Below are 14,519 nucleotides of genomic sequence, written 5' to 3'. Positions count from 1 at the left end.
TCGATGAAAGCGGATGCCGAACGAACCGGCCGCCACCACCACCGAGGCCAGGTCCAAGCCGCAGCCTGCTTCGGTTGAGCAGGCCCGAAGCAATCGCAGGCCTTCATCGCGGCTCATGAGGCGATGGAACAGTTGGGGACAACGGTTCGACTCTGATGCGCTCATTCCACCAGAATCACGAGGTCGACACCTCTCGGCAGACGATCGTTCCCGCGAATGCTCGTTGAAACCATGGGAGTCGTTCCCAATCAGCCATTGAAAACGCCGGAAGTCTCGCGACGCCAAAACCAACAAGGTGGCTGGCACCTTATAGACTCACAGGGTGGCTGGCACCTTATAGAAAGAGGCGTTCAAGAAGGCTGAGAAGCGGCCATTGCCTTGGAAAGTAGACAACGTCCGCAGACAATCCGGACAGGTTGCAACGTTTTGGATCAACGGCGGAAGAGGAAGAACGATCCGTTGTCCGCGACGTTGAACAGTGGGTTTCGATAGCGTTGTTTCGGTCCGGTCACACCTGGACGGAAGGCGAACCCGAGTGAGAGATTCCAACCTTCCGCTTCGTTGGCGTCCAACGCCGTGTCGTCGCCGGGGCTGAAGTATGCCGAACCAACCAACAACGACCAATTGGTTTGCAACGGAATTTCCATCTCGCTGCCCCAGATGAAGTGCTCTTCGCTGGTGCCGCCCAAGAACGCGGTCATGTGCCCAGTCGTTCCCATCGCTCGGCGATAGAAGGCGCGGTACTGGTCGACCGGTTCGATCGTTTCCGAACTGGTGAAGCCGCCTGCTTCGGTGGTCACGGTCTGATCCGTCACCCCCGCCATGAATTGGAATCCAAACTCATGACACGCGGACACCTTCCAGCTCAACTCGCCACGAAGCTGAACAAGATCGCTTTGGTAGTACCAATCTTGATTCATGTAGTCGACGACCAAACCATATTGCAGCCCGTAGTCGACGCGGCGGAAGAAACCGCCCGTCACAAAGACTTGATGCATTCGTCCGCTAGTGAACTCTTCGCCTTCCAAGTTGGTTTGAGTCGCTCGCACACCGAGTTGGGCAGAGAGATCCAGTCCCAACCAATTGCGTAGGTCACGTCCCTCGTTGAACCCTTGGTAGTATCCGAAACTGCCGCTCCCGCCGCGAGGTTGCCCGGCGACGTCCAAAGCGGGGTAGTTCATGGGTGACTTGAACGATTGCGATCCGGCGAAGAAGGAAAAGCGACTCCAATCGACTCGTAAAATCGGCAGGAACAACGGGAAGCAATCGATTTCGGCTCCGCCGCACATCCCATCGCATCCGCCGTCGCAAAAGCCGCTGTCACAGCCCGACACCAGATTGCCGGTGCAGGCATCACAACTGCAAACGCCGTACTCCTCCAACCCACAACCCACCTCGAGTCCGCAGCTGGCTTCCATCCCGCAACCAGGACCGCCCATGACGCTTGCCGACGAGCAGGCATCGCAGTCGCAACCGCCGTCCAAGTAGCCGACCTGATTGACCGACGAAGACGCCGATTGGCGACGTTGCACGGCCGGGTCACTGCTTTGTGGCGACCACCCCGAACGACTGGACGCTCGAGCGGACGACGTGTTTCCCTGTGAAACGGACCGGCTGCGGATCAACTGTTCGGCCGCGGTCGCGGTGGACAATGTCCAGGACGAGACCACACAAAGGAAACACGCAAGCAGGCACAACAATCGACGGGGAATGGTTATCATGAGACGTCATTGCCGGAATAGGGACATGGAACTTTCTTCTTATCGGACGTCATAACCCACCTCATGAATAAATCTTGCCTAACCGGAACATTCGGTTCCTTCTTCCCAAACACACCTGAACTCTCACCGGAAAGTTTCACACGGATCGCGTTCCAGCACTGCAAAAGCATGCGTTTGGTTGTGATTGCGGCAGCACTGTCCGGCACCTGCCTGCACTCCCACTCGGCCACTGCTCAAGATGCAGCCGACTCCCAAGCCACTCCTGCCACGGCCGAGTCCAAGGCAGTGACTTACCCAGATGATTTTTGGACCGAAGCAGAAAGCCCCGTTTACCCTCGCGGTGCGGTGATCTCCGAGAACGCGCTGTTCGTCGTTGATTCCGACGCACCAGGAGTCTGGACGGTGCCTTGGCCCGCAGACAAAGCGGCGAATCCAGAACGCTATGTCACCGGTTCTCGATACCTTCGCAAAACAATGAACCGGCCCTTCTGTGCCACACCTCATCCAGAGGGCGGCGTGCTGGTCGGCGATGCGGCAACCCGTGAGATCTACCACATCACGCCCAATGCAGACGCTCCAGGGGGCCAAGATGCAAAACCACTCAACGGCGGATTCCTGGGAATCCCCATGGCACTGGCCGTTTCACCTGACGGCAAAACCATTTACGTCGGCGACGCAGAACGGCGAGCCACGTTCGCATTGCCGATCGAGGGTGGCGAACCCGAATTGGTCGTTCGCGTGAACGCTCGCGGGCTGATCTTTGACGACGAGGGTGCCCTCTACGCCGTCACACCTGACGCCGATGCGGTCGTGAAAATCAATGTCGGCGAGAAAACCAGCGAGCCCGTGGTGACGGATCGACCGTACGGTTTTCCCGGCGGGATCGCGTGGCACGACGGCACCGGTTTCGTTTCGGATGTCTACGGGAAATGCATTTGGCAATTCACCGCCGACGGCAAAACCGAGAAATGGTTCGATGAGGAACTGCTGCGAGGCCCCGTTGGCCTGAGCGCCACCGCCGACGCCGTGATCGTCTCCGATCCGAAAGCCAAGCAGGTCTACCGAATCGACCGCGAAAGCAAAGAAGTCACCAAGCTATTCGCAGAATGATTCGCAAGCGTCACGGCTTGTCGATGGAGTCGTCCACGACGTTTCAACACCTGTAGGATGGGAACTCTTGTCCGTCACAGTGGCAAGAGCAAGTTGGAAACCCGACGCGTCAGCGAGGCTCCTTCCTTCACCTCCACGACGGCCCCATCTGGGGCGACCTTCTCTGTTCCGTCACCGAGCTCTCGGGGCTCCCGCCCCGAGCTACGGACGGCGGCCCCGTCCGGGGCGTTGATTGCCCACGTTCTGAGTCCCACCAAGTCCTGGCCTGCACCCATTTGGCAATTTGCGTTTTGAAATTCGCAATTTGCAATCCTCGTGATATCAGTTTTCGCCACCTGTCGCCGCTCCGCAGCTTGTCGCGTAAGTGGGGTGACGCCCGAGACCTCGGGTTGAAAACCCGAGGCCAACGGATGCCACCGCTCCGCGGTTGCTCGTTCCCCAGGACACACACACAACCAGTCGCGGAGCGACGGAAGCCGAAAGCCTTGGGTTTTCAACCCAAGGTCATACGCCTACGACACTCAAGTCCCCAAGTTGCGGAGCGACGACAGTTGTTTCCCTGCCGCGTCGCCGAAAGATCGCCAATTCGCGTCGCCGTACCATACGCGTCCAAGCCCAAAGGAAACCCGACGCGTCAGCGAGGCTCCTTCCTTCACACCCACCCAAACCGCGCGATTCACTCTTGCGTGAATGGCTCGGGTTCAATCTCGGGCAATGGGCTGTCGTCACGGGCAAAGAACATCAGGTGCTGCCACGGCAACGCGTTGTATTCGCGAACAAGTTTCAAATCAGACGCTTTGTACTCCTGCATGATTTGGGCCTTGGACATCTTGTGCAGCGGTTTGATTGGCACCGCGGGATCTTCCGCACGGTATTCCAACAGCGCGATCACGCCCTCGGGTTTCAGCGATTGCCGAATGCTCCATAGCATCGATTCGGGATGCGAAAACTCATGGTAGACATCGACCAGCAGCACCAAGTCCACTTGGCCAGTGGGCAGTTTGGGATCGTCAATCGCTCCCAGAACCGGTTGAATGTTATCCAGTTTCGCACGGGCGGCATTTCGCTGAAGCATTTGCAGCATCTCTCGCTGAATATCAACGGCCAACACCTGGCCTTCCAGCGATTCCGTCTCTGAAGCCGCACCGTCGGACTCGTCGTTGGGATCCACCGCTGCAACACCGTCGGAGGAATCCGTCTTGGGTTTGACCGCCACGGCGCGAGCCATCGGGATCGTCCAGTAACCATTGCCGCAGCCCAGGTCGACAACGGTCATGCCGGCTTCCAATCCCAAGCGGTCGAAGGATTCGCCGGCCTTTTCTTCGTCGTCTCGTTCCGGGCGCACCAACCAGGCAGCACCGCGATGCGACATCGGTTGAGCCACAATCCGGCCCATGTACGTCCGACGGGCCTCTTCGTTCGGGCGTGGTTTCTCGGACTGACGAGCAACCTTTCCGGTTTCATCAGCCGCAATCAAGTCATCGGCGTCCACGTTCCCAGTCGTGATCGCTGCCAAACCGACCAACACCCCGAGGGCGTGCAAAAGAGTGAAACGCATGCTGCTTTATCAGGGGGTGTTAGGAGAGGTCGTCGCGATGGATCGTTTCAATCAGTCCTCGTCGCTGAGCGCCAGCTCAAACTTGGGTTGAAACGCGTTTTCAAAATCGTAGACGTTGTCAAAGTCTTCACGCCGATCCGACTCGCTTTTTCGCATTTGCTCGATCCGAATCAGATTGTAAACCAATTCGCCGAAATCGCCGGTTTGCCGCAGGCCCCAGTTTTCAAGCACCATTTGGGCCAGGTACCCGAACTGGTCGACGGCATACAAACGGCACGCCTCGCAAAGTTGTTGCCCGGTCAGATGACGCGGCGCATCACTGCTGGGGTCATCACTGGGGCCAAACCCTAGCGGGCCGATCTGGTCCAAATTCTCGTGGGCGTATTGCAACGCTTCGCGAATGAATTGATAGGCTTCGAGTTTGTATCGAGTGTCGTCTCGCAGGAGATCCTGCATCGCTTTGACAGGGGATGGCATGGCGAAGAATCGAGGAAAAGAAAGGAAGAGGCTCGGGAAGGATCAGCGTTTACGTTGTTTGGGAGGATCCCCGGAACCCCGTTTTGTCACGCTGACGACATCCCCCGCAGGAATCATAACGCGTCGATGGTCATCGGTCTTGACCACCAATTGTCCGGCCAAGATGTCTTGGGCGAGAACCTTTGCCGACCCATCGCGGGTCAGGATCTCGCTGCCGATGGGGGGCAGTTCCTCGGCCATTTCCTCGTAAGTTTCAAATTCGTATCGCAAACAACACTTCAGCCTCCCGCAACGCCCCGAGATTTTCGCAGGATCCAACGACGCTCGCTGGACCTTTGCCATCTTCATGGAAACCGGCGGCATCTTGCTCAGAAACCGGCTGCAGCAGACCTTTTGACCACAATCACCGTAATCCGCCAACAGCTTGGCTTCGTCACGAATCCCGATTTGTCGCATCTCGATCCGCGTCTGAAATTCGCGACCGATCAATTTCACCAACTCGCGAAAATCGACTCTTCCGTCGGCAATGAAGTACACGATCACACGCTCGCCGCCCAGCAATCGTTCGACGTCGATCAACTGCATAGACAATTTCAGTCGGTCAACGCACCTTTTTGCGACATCCAAATCCTTCCGGGTCATCTCCGACATTTGCGACCAATCGCCGCGGTCGGTGACATCAAGACGGCGAATGATCTTTCCATGGACCGGTTCCGCGTTGCCTTTCGTCGGGACTTTTTCAACCGCTTCGTCCGTCGCTTCGCACAACACCGTCGCGATCTCGGTGCCGCGATCAGTGCGAACGACCACCTCATCGCCATAGCGGAAGGGTTCTGCCGCGCTCATCACCCCCAATAGTCTCATCGAACCATATCGGCACACGTACCCGTCCGGCGGTCCGGCGGGTGGACGCGAATCGGCGTCGTTCGAAGCAGGGGGCGAAGGATTGATGGGTCGGTCCGTCGATGGATGATACGTGTTGGATCACCCAATTGTACGCGATCGCACGGGCTCGCCTAGATTTGTTGCCCGACGAGAAATTTTCAACGGGAACACAGTGGATAAACGTGGCCGTTTCCATCGCCCGGATTCCGCCGCAGCTTGAACTCGGGTAGTGGAGCTGTTCAAGAATTTCGAATTGCACCGTGCTTCGCCGAACGTCTTCACCACGTTCGCAAAGAACGGCCCCCGAATCCCCGGTCACAGCGAAACACGAGGATCCGTTCAGCGAAAAGTTCCGCCTTTGCCGTGACACAAACGGGTGATTGATCCCATGACCAACGTCACCGGAATGCCTCACTGGCGAGCGTGCTTGAGCGCCAGCAAGCAGTAGGCGGTCACCAGTTGGCGATCGCCCTCCATCCAACGCTCCGCTTCGCGATTGACCCACGAGCCATCTTCTTGCTGTTCCGCTTCAAGCTTGTTGATCAAATCCATCCGCCAATCACGCGAACCGGCGTCGGTTGATTCAATCACTTCCAATCCAGCCACGTCGAGCGCCTTGGCAAACGTGTGGTAGTAGTAGTACTGGCCTTGGGCTCCCATGCCAGGGTTGTTTTCCAACGTGTAGTGTTTGCGGATGAAATCGAGCGCGGCGTTGACGCGAGGATCCTCAGGAGTCAGCCCGGCATAAATCATGCTTTTCAGTCCGGCGTACGTCATCGATCCGTAGCTTCGCAAACCGCCGTCAGCAGATTCACCGGCTTGGCTCTGTCCACCAGCCGCCGGCGTGTAGTAGAACCCGCCATCACCGACTTTGTCGGCGTAGTCTGTGTCGTTACCATGTTGAGCCAAATTCTGGGTGCGACTGACAAACAGGAGTGCCTTTTGAATGGACTCGTCGTTGGCATCGGTGCCCAGATCACGCAGTGCTTCGATCAAAAACGAAGTGTTTGAAAGATCAGGACGCGAGTGACTGCCATAGCCGGCTCCACCATAGGCCGTGTCGCTTGGTTGCGCGCCTTCGTCTTCGTCCCACTGAATGTCTTTCAGAAAGTTCTTGGCTCGTTCCAGTTGGCTGTCGAAACGACCGTCTTGGTTGGCCGTGTTGAGCGCCATCGCGGCGGTCGAGGTTTCGTAGTTCCGGTGCTTGGATCCGACCGCGTAAATCCCGCCATCCGGCTGGACCTTGGATTCCAAGTACTGGACGGCTTTCACCACCACCGGGTCGGATGAAACCGCCTCGGGACGATGCTCCAAAATCGCTCGAACGCACAATCCGGTCACGGCCGCTCCGGTTTCGCCGCTGAATGCACCTTCGTCGCTCTGCCCACGCGTGCGTAGGAACTCGATCCCGCGGTTGACCATTTGATCGATTCGTTGATCCGCAGTTCGCGAATCTTTGACCGCAGTCTCTTGCGCCATCACGGGCGAAGTCAAACCAGTCGCCACCCCGATCGCGGATGCAACCATCCACCCCAAGGCGGTTGTGGCAAACGTGCGGGTGGACGTTCGAGTGATCCATTCCAATTGCATGATGGTTTTCCTGCGCAGGGTTGCGTGACGTGGAAGAACGCGAGCAAGGTCGCGAATTTGATTTGAGATCGGCGCCGGAACGAACCGACGGAACCCTCTTCATTGTCGCTGCTCACCACAGAATGTTCAATTGACTTCCCGGCCAACCGGCTGACGGAAATAGCATCACCGCTGGTGGATTCCCCGCCATCACGCGACCATGTCGCTCGACACCACCGGGCGGTGCAAACAGGCAACTGAGCAGAACGCCTGCGACGCGACCTAGCGTTTGACGCAGCGGTAAATGAACGCCGGCGGCATGTTCCGCCAAACCGTGGGGCTGCGATGGACCTCGGTGAACGCACCTCGAAGCTTCTTCGAGAACCGTTGCCCGGCCGGCAAAACGACGCCCTGCCAATAAGCGAACGTGGCGAACTGACCACCGGGAGCCAGCACGTCCAAGGTGGCTTCCAGAATGCTGGTTTGCAAACTGTCAGGGAACGACGCCCAGGGCAATCCGCAGATGATCGCGTGGACCTGATCGATTTGATGATCGCGGCAAAGATTCGCCACCGATTCAGCTGACTCTTCCACCACATTGACTTGCGGGCAACGGGCCCGGGTGATCGCAGCCAATTCAGGTGATCGTTCGATCGCGAAAAATTTGGCGTCCTCGTGCAAATGGCTTTGGATGGCCTCGGTGAAGACCCCCGTTCCCGGCCCAAATTCAACGACTCCACGAGCCGTGTCCCAATCGAACCAATCCACCATTTGCCGCACCAATCCAGGGCTGCTGGGCCAAACGGCACCAACCTGAGTGGGGTTACGAGCAAAGTTTTTCACAAACGTCCACGCCCCACCGCGAGGGACCTCGGGAGGATTCGAAGCGTCTTGGGAAAGCGACGGGGAAGATTCCGAAGGCATGCAAATTTTCGCGTGGCAAACAAAAGTAGAATTTGCACTACGATAGTGGTCTCGCACCGCCGTGACTATCTCGCTCTTGTCTTTCTCTCATGCGTTCACCCAGCCAATCCATCCAAAACGGTCGTCGGGTGGACGAGATCAACATGACACCGATGATCGATGTCGTGTTCCTGCTGATCATTTTCTTTCTCGTCTCCAGTCACCTGGCTCGGCAAGAAAACCGACACGCGGTCAATTTGCCCTCGGCGTCGTCTTCAATCGATAGCGATCCCAACGCCGCTCCGATCAACCTGACCATGGACTCATCGCATCAACTGTGGCTGGGCGCGACACCGGTTGGGCTGGAAGAAATGATCACCCGGTTGACGCAAACGAAATCGATCGCAGAAACGCCTGTCCGACTGCGAGTCGACCAATCGGTCGCCTATCAATTTGTGGAACCGGTTCTGCACCAAATCAACCAAGCCGGCATTCGCGACCTTTCGATCGCAACGCTGCCATCCAAGCAGCGGTCAGGAGCATCGCCATGAAGCGACCTGGCATTCGAAGTGGTTCGCAGCAAAGCATCGGAATGACTTCCATGATCGATGTCGTTTTCCTGCTGCTAGTGTTCTTTGTTTGGACCAGCAGTTTTGACGCTCCCGAGCAAGACATGCCGGGCGGGTTGGCAGTCGCTGCAGATTCCTCGGCAGCGTCGTCGGAGTTGTCTCCTCAAGAAGTCACCTCCGAAGCATCTGTCGAAGAGCTGATCCTGAAAATCGAACGCTCGGGTGAGTCCTCCGTGCGCTATCTGTTGGGCACCACCAGGCTGTCGTCGCCCGAATCATTGCGATCTCGATTGGAAGCGATCGCGGAACTTGGCCTTTCACCTCCCATCATCGTGGATCCCGAAGGAGAAATCTCAATGGCCGTCACGGTCGCCACCGTTGATCTGGTTCGCTTGTCAGGATTTGCCCAAGTTCACTTGGCGGTTTCCGCCAATTCATCGGGGCCTGGGCAAGCCACCTCCCTCGGCGATGGAGCTGAGTCGTCAGAGTTCCAATCGTCGCCGGAGCCAGCCTCGCCATGATTGCGAATCGAAGAAAGACGGCCTGCTTCGTGGGGTGCTTGGTTCTCTTGCCATTGGCATCAGCCAACCGGGGATGGTCTCAAGCATCGCCCAACGGTACCGCTGACAACGCATCCATTCGGTCGGGTCGACTGGTGGATTCGGGATCCTCGGACAGCCTGGTGCAGTCCACTCGCAATGATTTGATCGAAGTCATCGCGCGCCCCATCCCCGATGACAAGCTGTCGGTGCTGTTGACCAACGTGGGCGAGGCCGATGCCAAGCTGAAGGCACGTTTGACTGAACTGGAATCGCCGGAGTCCGCCCGTGAGAAAAGTTTGACTTGGCTCTCACGTGTCGAACTGGCCGTGTTGAAATCCGAACTTTTTTCGCAGGGAAGCGGTGACGGCGTGGCGTCGGCTGCCGAGGCGGTGCAGATCGCAGAAGCCGCGTTGCTGGCGTTGCCCGCCGACGGGGTCGCTCGATCGGAAGTGTTGCGTCTGTTGGCAGAAGCCCATCTGCGGCAAGGCGACGCGAGATCCGCCGCCGCTGTGCTTCGAGAATCCCTCAAGGCAATCCCTGCCACATCCGATTCGAATCCGCCCTCCGAATCAATCCGAGCTTTGCGCATTCGAGTTGCACTGACGGCAGGTGATTTGAAGGCCGCTGAGAGGATGCTGCAGCAAGTTTACGCCGACGATCCCAATGCAGCCCGTGTGGGTGTGCAAATGGACTTGGCCTTCCTGCGTTACTTGCTGGCGAGACAAGACGAAACGGCAGTCGCGGATTGGTTGGAATCGATCCACGAACGGCACGGGGCGAACGCCAAGGATCGCGCCGACACGATTGTGGCCCAGTTTCGGTTGCAATCAACCGAGGGCGTCCCCCGACCAACTACGGATGATTCAGACCCACGGCTGTGGATCGCCGACGCCATGTACTTCCTGCGTCGTGGCGAACCGATGCAATCCGCTCTGCACTTTGCCAAGGCAGCCGCTTCGGATCGCGTCGCCTCGCGAAGTGTGAACTCCGCACTCAAAGCCGCCGCACTCCTTGCACGGCAATCCAATTCCAAAGCCGCGGTGGAGTTGTTGCGACGGATCAGCCAGCGACACCCAAAGGCTCCCGAGTCGGCCCAGGCATTGCTGCAAGCGGCAACGATCGCCCAGGCAGCCGGGCCGACCGTCGCCACGGATTCCGACGTCGACGAGATGCTGATCCAAATCGCGAAACAGTGGCCGGACTCCCAATCGGCCTTTGCTGCCATCCGGTGGCGAATGGAATGGGCTCGGCGAGATGAACGCTGGCTCGACGCCGCCAAAATCTCACTGCAGTTTGCTGAGACACACTGGGAAACAGATTTGTCTGAATTGGATTCCGTGCGTGACAATGCGCTGAGGGCGTGGGCAACGGCTTGGCTTCGATTGTCGCATCCCGCAGCGATCAAGGCGATGCATGACGAACTGGACGCTCGCGACGATCTTGGATTCATCCGGACGATTCATGCCGACCTGATCAGTCTGCTCGCGGAAACAACCGACCCACGTTGGCCTGAGTTTCAATCCGATACCAGTGAAGGGTTCTTCCGTCAGTTGCAATCATTTCGCCAGGGGCAATCCCGCTCCATCGAAGCGGTTCCTCCCACCGGGCTGAATGAAGCGTTGGCCAGACGCTTGGAAATCGACGTGGCTGCCACCCCAACCCGACGAGTCGACATCGGTCACTATTTGCTATCCCTGAAAAGTGAGCAGACGGAAGCCGATGCGAAACCACGTCGCTTCCCCAGCGATCTGCAACGAGTTGGCTGGATGATCTGGGGAGGGCAAAGCGAGAAGGCCGAAACTCGGATCGCGAAAGAGCTTCATCAATCACCTGGGCAGGCGGCTCAGTGGTGCCGGAGAGCGGCCAATGCCTACGCCGTGTCACCACTGAAATCGGATCAGAAACGTGCGGCCACTTGGTGGAAACGACTGGCCGACGGTCTGCCGCAGGGTACCGCGGCTTGGCACACAGCAACGATCGGATGGTTGCGTGCGATCGCAGACTCAGGGTCCCCCGACAAGGCAAAAGCCACCGCTCAGTTGATCATGTTGACGACACCTCCAAGCACGGCGTCTGATCGCGCTGCATATGAGAGCCTTGCAAATTGAACAGGCGAAACGCCGAGCCCGGCAGTCGATGCTACTGTTACTCATCGACGCCAACTCCGCCCCCCCTCTGTTCAACACCTTTGATATGAAAGCCTTCCGCGACTACCTCCAGTCTCACGGCGAGCTTTTTCTCGATGTGCTGGAACTTGCAACTTGTGGGTTCTATCTGCGGCCGATCCATTCGAGCCCATCGCCCGACACGCAACCGCCGCTGTTTAGCCAACTTTGTTTTTCCTCCTTGGACCAAGTTGCCCCGCCTTCCGCCGACGCGGTTTCGACATGGCTCGATCTCGTGCATCCGGACGACCGAGAGGTTTTTGAACGCCGTGTTTGGGCCCCCAAAAAACATCCTGAGATCACCGAAGCGCCTCTCCAGTATCGACTGCGTCGCGGTGACGGCAGCTATCGATATTCCGAAGAACGCGGACGAACAATCACTCTGAAGGAAAGTGGGGAGACGATTTGGCTGAGTGTCCTGCTGGATGTGGACCAGCAGTTTCGCGCCAAGCGAGAACTCGAAGACAGCCACCAAGAAATCCAAACGATTCTGGACACGATTCCGACTTTCGTTTGGATCAAAGATGAATCGCACCGGATCCTACGGGTCAACCGGGCCGCCGCTGACGCCACCGGTTTGAGCCCGAAAGAAATCGAAGGCCAACTCACTCGTGATATCTACCCGCAACAGGGAGAGCGTTTTCAAGCCTCCGATCGACAACTGTTGCAAGACAAGCAACCACTTCGACGAGCTCGGGAAACATTGGAGAATCAAAACGGCAAAGACTACAAAATGCTGATCGACAAGTACGAGATGCCTTCGCTTCACGATCACGCTCCACGCATCCTGGTCGTCGGCACCAACATCACCGAGATCGACGAGGCACAGCAGGCTCTGGCAAACAAAGAGGCTCAGTTTCGAAACCTCTTCGAACGCAGCCCAATGGGCAGTGTGCTGATCGATTCCAATCACCAATTGCAGTTGGTCAATTCGAAGATTGAATCGATGTATCAACTCGCCCCCACCGCTGATCACCCGATTCAATTGAGCGATCTGATGCCGGTGTATTTGCACGAACACCTCACACCCCCAGCGGACAAACGGGCATCGCAAGCGTCAACACTTCGTCAACTCGAGTTTCAAACCACTCGCACCGATGGAAGCGAGATGCGGATCAGTGTGGTCACCGCCCCAATCGAAGTTGAAAACCAAATCATGACCCTGGCGACCTTCACCGATATCACGGAACCTCATTTGGTCGCGATCGATCTCAAAGCAAAACAAGAAGAACTCGAACGCAGCAATGAAGACCTGGATCGCTTCGCCTACATTGCGTCGCACGATCTCAAAGCACCGCTCCGGGGCATCATGCACTTGGCTGAGTGGATTAACGAAGACATGCCCAAGCAGGTTGGACAAGAGGTTCGCGAACACCTCACGATGCTGAACGCTCAAGTCAGCCGGATGGACGGGTTGCTCAATGATTTGCTGGCCTATGCTCGCGTGAACCAACAAACCGATACAGTCGAGCCAATTGACCTGAACACGGCATTGCCACAACTGTTCGCGTTCATGTCCCCGCCCGACACGATGCGATTGTCACTGCCAGAACAATTGCCGTGCCTCACCACTGCTCGTGGACCACTCGAACAGGTCTTCCGAAACTTGATTGGCAACGCCATCAAACACGCACCGCAAGGCCGTGTCATCACCGTCACGTCTCAAGTCATCGACGAGTCCTATCAATTCACGGTGAGCGATGATGGACCCGGCATTCCGTCCATTGCTCAAGAACGTATTTTTGGAATGTTCCAAACGCTCGAAAGCGGACAAGACCGTCGCGGAACTGGCATGGGGCTGCATTTGGTGAAACGATTGGTCCAAGTCCAAGGCTGCGAAGCTTGGGTTGATCCCGGCAAGGGCAAAGGAGCCACGTTCCGCTTCACTTGGCCGACGGATGAGAACATCATCACAGCGGCCGAACCTCAGCTGAGCATCAGCTGAGGCACCACCAAATGCGTGCCGCCAATCAGGTTTGTCGAGCGAGCTTCAGAATCAATTGTTCGAGCAAGAAACGGTCACGGCCTTCCGCGCTGTGCGTTCCCTTCAACCGAAGATCCGCATCCAACAACCACGGCAAGAGCTGCTTCGCTCGCTCGCGACCAATCGACTGCAACTGTTTCTTCGCCGATTGAATTTCAAATCCACGCCGGATGCCGCCGGCCGCCAACGCGTCCTCAAATTGCCAGGGACGCCCACTTCGTTCGCGATATTCGATCGCAGCGGTGGTCATGCCCAAACGTCTCAGCGACCACGCGATTTGAGGCAGCAACGCGATCGCCCGTTGCCCGCCACTGAAGAGTTTATCGAGCTGCCTCAAAGCTTCTGCGGCATCCCCCGCCGCAATCGCGTCGGTGATTTGCCAGACCGTCTTGCCTTGCCATCCCGCGACGACATCGCGCACCAGCGGCTCTTCGATCTTTCCTCCCACGTCCACGTACAACGCCAGCTTTGCGATCTCGGTGTCAAGCATCCCAATCTCTTCCCCCAACATCTCGATCAACGCATCGGCAGCGGCGGCGGCAAGTTGGGTTTTGTGACGCTCGGCAACAAAGTTGGTTAGAAACTTTCGACGCGACGCCGCAGTGACCCCGAGTTTCGCATCGGTGGCACTGGTGCAAGCGACCAGCAAGTGCTCTTTGTCGACCGCCTTGTACACTCGCGTGTTGCTCGCGAGCGATTCCAGTTCCAACACCAACCGCGTCGCGTCGCCGGGCGCGGCGACGTACTTTTCGATCTCGTTGCGATGGTTGGAAAGAAACTTGTCAGCGGATCGGACGACCAAAGTTCGCTTGTCCCCGCCGTCAAAGTCAAACAACGACGCCGTGGCTAAGTCGTCACGCAGGTCCGACCATTTGCAAACCTCGCCGTCGACCTGCGTCCATTCACTGTCGCCAACGATCGCATCGATCGCCCATTTGCGTAGTGTGCTGTCCACACCGTAGACAACGCCGATGCACGCTCCCGCCTGAGTGGATTCTGGCGCGGAAAGATATTCAAAGGCGTTGAATCGGGGCAT

12 protein-coding genes are annotated in these 14,519 nt (G+C 57.5%); 5 read left to right on the top strand and 7 right to left on the bottom strand.

Annotated features, from left to right (window positions below):
- Positions 1-431: 431 nt before the first annotated feature.
- Entirely contained in the window at positions 432-1,721 is a 1,290-nt protein-coding gene (locus RISK_RS04910; protein ID WP_047813141.1) for a DUF6666 family protein, read from the bottom strand.
- Positions 1,722-1,889: 168 nt separating this feature from the next.
- On the opposite strand from RISK_RS04910, the gene RISK_RS04905 reads away from it, so the two are divergent.
- The gene (locus RISK_RS04905) at positions 1,890-2,831 is read left to right on the top strand and encodes an NHL repeat-containing protein (RefSeq protein ID WP_047813140.1); all 942 of its coding nucleotides are present in this window, start codon (positions 1,890-1,892) and stop codon (positions 2,829-2,831) included.
- A gap of 676 nt (positions 2,832-3,507) precedes the next feature.
- On the opposite strand, the gene RISK_RS04895 is transcribed toward RISK_RS04905, so the two are convergent.
- The 5 genes from RISK_RS04895 to RISK_RS04875 form a co-directional block, all read right to left on the bottom strand.
- The gene (locus RISK_RS04895; RefSeq protein ID WP_173442615.1) at positions 3,508-4,389 is read right to left on the bottom strand and encodes a class I SAM-dependent methyltransferase; all 882 of its coding nucleotides are present in this window, start codon (positions 4,387-4,389) and stop codon (positions 3,508-3,510) included.
- Positions 4,390-4,440: 51 nt separating this feature from the next.
- Positions 4,441-4,866, bottom strand: a complete 426-nt coding sequence (locus tag RISK_RS04890) for a Minf_1886 family protein (RefSeq protein ID WP_047813137.1) — start codon at positions 4,864-4,866, stop codon at positions 4,441-4,443.
- A gap of 42 nt (positions 4,867-4,908) precedes the next feature.
- The gene (locus RISK_RS04885) at positions 4,909-5,730 is read right to left on the bottom strand and encodes a PSP1 domain-containing protein (RefSeq protein ID WP_047813166.1); all 822 of its coding nucleotides are present in this window, start codon (positions 5,728-5,730) and stop codon (positions 4,909-4,911) included.
- Positions 5,731-6,162: 432 nt separating this feature from the next.
- On the bottom strand, positions 6,163-7,341 hold the full coding sequence (locus tag RISK_RS04880) for a prenyltransferase/squalene oxidase repeat-containing protein (RefSeq protein WP_047813136.1): 1,179 nt from the start codon (positions 7,339-7,341) through the stop codon (positions 6,163-6,165).
- 261 nt (positions 7,342-7,602) lie between these two features.
- Positions 7,603-8,244 (bottom strand): class I SAM-dependent methyltransferase, encoded by a 642-nt coding sequence (locus RISK_RS04875; protein ID WP_047813135.1) that lies wholly within the window; start codon positions 8,242-8,244, stop codon positions 7,603-7,605.
- An 89-nt stretch (positions 8,245-8,333) separates the two neighbouring features.
- Here RISK_RS04875 and RISK_RS04870 point away from each other — a divergent pair, with 89 nt between their 5' ends.
- The 4 genes from RISK_RS04870 to RISK_RS04855 are packed head-to-tail and all read left to right on the top strand — an operon-like array spanning position 8,334 to position 13,444.
- Positions 8,334-8,774, top strand: a complete 441-nt coding sequence (locus tag RISK_RS04870) for an ExbD/TolR family protein (protein WP_047813134.1) — start codon at positions 8,334-8,336, stop codon at positions 8,772-8,774.
- Entirely contained in the window at positions 8,771-9,313 is a 543-nt protein-coding gene (locus tag RISK_RS04865; RefSeq protein WP_083434783.1) for a biopolymer transporter ExbD, read from the top strand. Before RISK_RS04870 ends, RISK_RS04865 begins: the two co-directional genes overlap by 4 nt.
- The gene (locus RISK_RS04860; RefSeq protein WP_047813133.1) at positions 9,310-11,442 is read left to right on the top strand and encodes a tetratricopeptide repeat protein; all 2,133 of its coding nucleotides are present in this window, start codon (positions 9,310-9,312) and stop codon (positions 11,440-11,442) included. The genes RISK_RS04865 and RISK_RS04860 overlap by 4 nt, the downstream gene beginning before the upstream one ends.
- Before the next feature lie 28 nt (positions 11,443-11,470).
- Positions 11,471-13,444, top strand: a complete 1,974-nt coding sequence (locus RISK_RS04855; protein WP_047813164.1) for a PAS domain-containing sensor histidine kinase — start codon at positions 11,471-11,473, stop codon at positions 13,442-13,444.
- 25 nt (positions 13,445-13,469) lie between these two features.
- Here RISK_RS04855 and holA read toward each other — a convergent pair whose 3' ends face one another.
- Positions 13,470-14,519 (bottom strand): DNA polymerase III subunit delta, encoded by a 1,050-nt coding sequence (gene holA, locus RISK_RS04850; RefSeq protein ID WP_047813132.1) that lies wholly within the window; start codon positions 14,517-14,519, stop codon positions 13,470-13,472.

It is taken from the genome of Rhodopirellula islandica (genome assembly GCF_001027925.1).
GTDB classification, from domain to species: Bacteria; Planctomycetota; Planctomycetia; order Pirellulales; family Pirellulaceae; genus Rhodopirellula; species Rhodopirellula islandica.
This window is presented reverse-complemented; position numbering and strand designations above follow the sequence as displayed.